Here is a 430-nt window from a genome sequence, read left to right on the forward strand (position 1 = left end):
GCTATGGGCGGCTGCACCGGGAATATCTCAAACAGGAGCACCCGGCACGGTACAGTTCCCTTATCCTGACCGGGAAATTATGGACATACCTTGCCGACCTGAACGAGCAGGCGGAGGAAATTATAAACAGCGAACTGATTTATATTTGATTGGACATGGAAAGATCAGCCGACTACCCGGCTGGTCTTTCTAATCTTCCCTGCGCTCCAATACCGCCCGAATCATGGCAGCGGCGATTTTCTGCTGGCTGGGTGATGTGTTTTCCCACAGTTCCGCCAGCTCCCGTATTTTACTGACTTCATTATCTTCCAGCGCATCCCGCAGCAGATAATCAGGGGAGATTTTTAGTGCATTGCAGATATTGATAAATACGGGCAGACTGGGAACCTTTGCCCCGCCCTCAATCTGCCGGAGGTAAGTTGCGTTGATA

At 50.9% G+C, this 430-nt stretch carries 1 protein-coding gene and 1 pseudogene; one reads left to right on the top strand and one right to left on the bottom strand.

Annotated features, from left to right (window positions below; translation table 11 throughout):
- Window positions 1–131, top strand: a pseudogene (locus tag E5329_RS29420) (TnpV protein); the annotation flags it as partial.
- Window positions 132–189: 58 nt separating this feature from the next.
- Here E5329_RS29420 and E5329_RS29425 read toward each other — a convergent pair.
- Window positions 190–430: helix-turn-helix domain-containing protein (locus E5329_RS29425; protein ID WP_135992601.1), on the bottom strand; the 241-nt coding region annotated here is incomplete at its 5' end.

The organism is Petralouisia muris (assembly GCF_004793545.1).
Classification (GTDB): domain Bacteria; phylum Bacillota; class Clostridia; order Lachnospirales; family Lachnospiraceae; genus Petralouisia; species Petralouisia muris.